5 protein-coding genes are annotated in these 5,205 nt (G+C 71.5%); all 5 read right to left on the bottom strand.

The annotated features are described in order from the left end of the window. Positions 1-1,340, bottom strand: a 1,340-nt coding sequence (locus tag G3N92_RS30680; protein WP_241015127.1) for an FtsX-like permease family protein, incomplete at its 3' end; no start/stop codon positions are given. Next, complete coding sequence (locus tag G3N92_RS30675) at positions 1,337-1,954, bottom strand: DUF4126 domain-containing protein (protein ID WP_206131303.1); 618 nt, start codon at positions 1,952-1,954, stop codon at positions 1,337-1,339. The genes G3N92_RS30680 and G3N92_RS30675, both read right to left, overlap by 4 nt. A 285-nt stretch (positions 1,955-2,239) precedes the next feature. Further along, entirely contained in the window at positions 2,240-2,560 is a 321-nt protein-coding gene (sugE, locus tag G3N92_RS30670; protein ID WP_206131302.1) for a quaternary ammonium compound efflux SMR transporter SugE, read from the bottom strand. Between the two features lie 167 nt (positions 2,561-2,727). Beyond that, positions 2,728-3,426, bottom strand: a complete 699-nt coding sequence (kdpE, locus tag G3N92_RS30665) for a two-component system response regulator KdpE (protein WP_206131301.1) — start codon at positions 3,424-3,426, stop codon at positions 2,728-2,730. Beyond that, on the bottom strand, positions 3,419-5,205 hold a 1,787-nt coding region (locus G3N92_RS30660), incomplete at its 5' end, for a DUF4118 domain-containing protein (protein WP_241015126.1). The genes kdpE and G3N92_RS30660, both read right to left, overlap by 8 nt.

The following is a 5,205-nucleotide window of genomic DNA, read 5'->3' as shown; positions in this document are numbered from 1 at the left end:
CCCGCCACGATCAAGCCGAGCCGCAGGTTGCCGGCCGCGACGATCAGCAGCCCCGCGAACAGCACCACGCCGAGGCCGTAGCCGAGCCACGCGGTGCGCCCCGCCTCGCCCCATTCGCGGCGCAGCACGCGCACCGGCGGCACGCGCGTCAGCGGCCAGAGCGGCGGCAGCGCGAAGCCGAGCAGCAGCACCAGCCCCGCGCCGACGCCGATCAGCGCGGGCGCGACGCCCGGTTGCGGCAGCACCACGTCGATCAGGTTGCCGAGCGCGGACAGCAGCGCCAGGTGGCCAAGATAGCCGAGCGCCGCGCCGAGCACGCCCGACACGACGCCGACCGCGACGAATTCCAGCGTGAACAGCCCGGCCAGCGTGCGCTGGCTGGTGCCGAGGCAGCGCATTGCCGCGCAGCCGTCGAGATGCCGGCGCATGTAGCGCTGCGCGGCCATCGCGATCGCGACGGCCGACAGCAACGCCGTCAGCAGCGATACGAGCGTCAGGAAATGGCGGGCGCGATCGAGCGTCTCGCGCACCTGCGGCTGCCCTTCCTGCAGCGATTCGAGCGCGACGCCGCGCAGCCTGCCGCCGTCGACGCGCTGGTGCGCGAGCGCCGCGAAGCGCGCCACGGCCGGATCGGCGCCGGCCACCAGCAGCCGATAGGTGACGCGGCTGCCGTAGCCGACCAGCCCCGTCGAGGCCAGTTCGTCCTGGCGCAGCATCAAGCGCGGCGAGAAATTGACGAACGAGAAGCCGCGATCGAGCTCGCGCGTGATCGCCGCCGACACGCGGAAATCGCGCAGGCCGACCCGCACCGTGTCGCCGATCTTCAGATGCAGCGCGTCCAGCAGGGCCGGATCGGCCCACACGGTGCCGGCTGCGGGAATCGTCGAGACGGCGCGGCCCGGCGCGTTCGGCGCGGACGCGATCTCGATCCGGCCGCGCAGCGGATAGCCGTCCGACACGGCCTTGACGGCCGCGAGCCGCGACGGCGCATTCGCGCCGGTGCCGCCGATCATGCTCGGGAAAATCGCCGTGGAAGCCGTGGCGAGGCCGTCCGCACGCGCGGCGGCCGCGAACGCCGGATCGACCGGATGATCGGCGCGCACCACGAAATCGGCGCCGAGCATCTGACGCGCGTCGCGTTCCAGGCCGTTGCGCAGCCGGTCGGAGAGGAAACCCACGCTGGTCAGCGCCGCGACGGCCAGCACCAGCGCCAGCACGAGCAGCGTCAGCTCGCCCGAGCGCCAGTCGCGCAGCGTCATCCGAATCGATTGCCGTACCAGCTCGCCCGGCGTCAGACGTGCGCCGCGCGCGGCGCGCCCTGCTTCATGCTGCGTGGTCAATCCTGCTTGCCTCCGAGTGAATTGAAGCGCGACACCATGTGATGCGCCATGCCGCGGAACCCGCCCGACACGCCGCGCCAGAGCCGCGGCAACAGCCACGCCATGAACGCCACGAAGCCGATCATCAGCAGCAGGAACAGCACCGGCACGAAGAAGGCCAGCGCGAGGCCGGCGAACACCATGCTATCCTCGGTTGCCGAGGCGATCCAGTTCGACACCGGCTCCGGCGACAGGTTGATCAGCGCGCGCGTGCCGGCCTTCACCACATGCGCCGAGCCGGCCAGCGTGCCGCCCGCGAGCCCGGCGACGGCCAGCACCGTGGGATCGGCATGCCCGAGCGCGCCGGCCGCGAGCACCGCGCCGGCGGGAATCCGGATGAACGTGTGGATCGCGTCCCAGAGCGAATCGAACGCGGGAATCTTGTCGGCGAGAAATTCGGCGACGGCCAGCACGGCGGCCGTGCCGATCACCCACGGCGAGGTGAGCGCGGCCAGCGTGTCGGGAAGATGCACGAGACCGGTGCGCGCCAGCACGCCGGCGATCAGAACCGTCAGATAGAGGCGCAGCCCGCTCGCCCACGCGAGCCCCGCGCCGAGCGAAATGGCCTCGACCATGTGCGGTCTCCTTGCGCGTCGCACGCGCACGCCGGCCGGGCGGCCGGCATAACGGAACCGCCGCCGGCGCCCGAGCGGGCGGCCGGCGGCGGTATTCCGAGACAATGTTTTTGCATTATAGACGCGCCGCAACATGGGCTGCTCGGGATCGACCCGCAGGCGGCCGGGGCGTACCCAATTCGCAACGCCGGGGGGCGGTTGCCGGCGACGCAGCGGCTGCGAGGAACGCGTCGGCGCCGCCTCGCCGCGGCGCCGGGCCGGCCACCAGCGGGCGTCAGCCCTGCATCAGCCCGGCGACGACAGCTTCAAGCCGATCAAACCGAGCACGATCAGCGCGGCGCTCGCCACACGGGCGACGGTCACAGCCTCGCCCATCATCACGATGCCGAAGATGAACGCGCCGACCGCGCCGATGCCGGTCCAGACCGCATAAGCGGTGCCGAGCGGCAACTGGCGCATCGCCACCGCGAGCAGCGCGAAGCTGCCGATGGCGGTCACCACCGTGAACACCGACGGCCACAGCCGCGTGAAACCTTCGGACGACTTGAGGCCCGCCGCCCAGGCCACTTCGAGCAGGCCGGCAATGAAAAGCAGGATCCAGGACATGAGACAACTCCACCGGGAAGGACGGGGCCGTCCCCGCGGATTGATCGACGCGCCGGGGTCGTCCCCGGGCGGGGCACGAGTATAACAAGCCCCTTACAACCCGGCAGAGGGGGCGCGATCGACCCTACCCGCGGCAGGGCGATGCGCGACCGGCCCGGCGCATCGTCTCAGGCCGCGCCCACCAGCCGATACCCCACCCCCGTCTCCGTCACGATGTGCTCGGGCTGTGCCGGATCGGCCTCGAGCTTCTGGCGCAGATGCGCCATGTAGATGCGCAGGTAATGATGGCTTTCCACGTGCGACGGCCCCCACACGTCGCGCAGCAACTGCCGGTGCGTCAGCACGCGGCCCGCATGGCGCACGAGTGTGGCGAGCAGCCGGTATTCGAGCGGAGTCAGGTGCACCGGCGCGCCGCCGCGCGTCACCACGCGCAACGCCAGATCCACCGTGACCTCGCCGAAGCGCACGCTCGGCGTGTCGTTCGCGCCGCCCAGGTTGCGCCGGCGCAGATGCGCGCGAATCCGCGCGAGCAGCTCCGACACGCCGAACGGCTTGGTCAGGTAATCGTCGGCGCCGGCGTCGAGCGCGGCCACCTTCTCGTCCTCGCGCGTGCGCGCCGACAGCACGATCACCGGCAGCTCGGACCAGCCGCGCAGCTCGCGGATCACGTCGAGCCCGTCGGTATCGGGCAGGCCCAGGTCGACGATCACCAGATCGGGCTTGCGGGTGGCCGTCTCGATCAGCCCCTGCTTGCCCGTCTCCGCGTCGAACACGGCGATGCCCTCCGCTTCCAGCGCGGTGCGCACGAAGCGGCGGATCTGTTTTTCGTCTTCGATCAGGACAACGGTCAGCGTCGGTTCACTCATGGTCGGGCGGCAAGGCGGTAGGCGGAACGGGTAGATCGGGCGAAGCGGACGAAGCCGGCGCAACCGACAGCGGCGGAGGCGGCGGAGGCGGCGGAGGCGACAGCGGCGCGGCCTCCAGACCGGCAAGCGATTCGAGTTCGGCCAGCTCGGCCGCATCGGCCTCGGGCACGGGCGGCGGCGCATCCACCGGCAGCGTGAACCAGAAGCGCGCGCCGACGATCGCGCCATCGGGTGCAAGCCGGTTCTGGGCGCCGATTTTACCGCCGTGCGCATCGACGATCGCCCGGCAGATCGCCAGCCCCAGCCCGATCCCGGGCGTGGCCGATTCCTTCTCGCCGCGCGTGAACTTGTCGAAGATGCGCGCTTCCATGCCGGCGCGCAGGCCTGGGCCGTGATCGTCGACGCTCACGCGCACGAACGGCTGGCCGCCCTCCTCGATGCGCTGCGCGCCGATCGTCAGCGCGCTGCCGGCCGGCGTGTACTTGGCCGCGTTCTCGAACAGGTTCGCGAACAGCCGCTCCATCAGCACGGCGTCGGTCTGCAGCAGCGGCAGGTCGGCCGGCAGCCGCACCTGCACCGGGTGCCGCGCCAGCACGCGCTTGCAGGCGGCCAGCGCCGCGCCGACCGTTTCCTCCAGCAGCGACCACTGCCGCTTCAGTTGCAGGCTGCCGGCCTGCAGGCGCGCCATGTCGAGCAGGTTGGTGACGATGCCCGTCATGCGCAGCGCCTCGTCGTGAATCGCCTCGACCAGCTCGTGCTGCTGGCGCGTCATGTCGGACGACGCGGCGCTGTCCGGCGCGATGTCCGGCGTTTTGTCCGATTTGCCGCCCTGCATCCCGGCCAGCATCGACGAAAACCCGACGATGGTCGTCAGCGGCGTGCGCAGATCGTGCGAGATCGCCGACAGCAGCGAATTGCGCAGCCGCTCGGATTCCATGCTGACCAGCGCGTCGCGTGCGATCTCGACGTAATGCACGCGCTCGAGCGCCAGCGCGATCTGCGCGGCGAACGCGTCGAGCATGCGCTGCTGCTCGGGCGCGTCGAGCTCACGGGCGTCCTGCGCGAGCACCGCCAGCACGCCGCGCGTGCGCATCGGCGCCTTCAGCGGCAGGTACAGCGCGCGCGCCGCGGGCAGCGTGTCGGTGCCACGCCCGGCCGGCTTCTGCTGGTCGTACACCCACTGGCCGACGTCGCAATCGAGCGCCGCGCCCGTCAGCGTGACGGCCTCGTCGGGGTTCTCGATCTTCTGGCGGACCTGCTCCGCGCCATCGGCGTTGTCGGGCAACAGCATCGCCACGCGCGCGCGAAACACCTCGGCCACGTGCCGGCTGCCGATCTCGACGATCTGCTCGGCCGTCAGCGCGGCGGCCAGCTCGCGCGCCATCGCGTACATCGCGCCGGTGCGCCGCTCGCGCCGCTCGGCCACTCCGGCCGAACGGCTCAGGCTCGAGGTCAGATGGCTGATCACGAGCGAGGTCAGCAGCATGCCGAAGAAGGTCAGCAGGTATTGCGTGTCGGACACCGACAGCGACATGCGCGGCGGCACGAAGAAGAAATCGAACGCGGCCACCGACAGGAACGACTGCATGACGCCCGGCCCGCGCCCGAGCCGCACGGCGCTGAACACCACGCCGAGCAGGTAGAGCATGACCAGGTTGGTCAGGTCGAGGCGCGCCTGCGCGAGCGCGGCCACGCCGGTCAGCGCGGCGCAGATCAGCGCGGCGGCCGCATAGTGGCGCGGCGGCGAGCGCTCGCCGGCCAGTTGCGCGAACGCCTCGC

Origin of the sequence: Burkholderia sp. Ac-20379, assembly GCF_017104645.1 — a bacterium.
In the GTDB taxonomy this organism is placed as follows: domain Bacteria; phylum Pseudomonadota; class Gammaproteobacteria; order Burkholderiales; family Burkholderiaceae; genus Burkholderia.
Note: the sequence above shows the minus strand (reverse complement) of the source record. Positions and strands in the feature narration are given on the sequence as shown.